At 62.1% G+C, this 232-nt stretch carries 1 pseudogene; it reads left to right on the forward strand.

The annotated features are described in order from the left end of the window. Positions 1–232: pseudogene (locus tag SB772_RS46025) on the forward strand (protocatechuate 3,4-dioxygenase subunit beta); the annotation flags it as partial.

Below are 232 nucleotides of genomic sequence, written 5' to 3' on the forward strand. Positions count from 1 at the left end.
CCGGGCGATCACCGACGAGGAAGGCCGATACTATTTCCGCACCGTGCGGCCCGGCGCCTATCCTTGGCCGAACGGCGTCAACGACTGGCGCCCGGCACATATCCATTTCTCGGTCTTCGGCCACGGCTTCTCGCAGCGCCTGATCACCCAGATGTATTTCGAAGGCGATCCGATGATCTGGAAGTGTCCGATCGTCAGCACGATCCCCGACAAGGCGGCGATCGAACAGCTG

The sequence above is a fragment of the Paraburkholderia sp. SIMBA_030 genome, assembly GCF_046535245.1.
GTDB lineage: Bacteria > Pseudomonadota > Gammaproteobacteria > Burkholderiales > Burkholderiaceae > Paraburkholderia.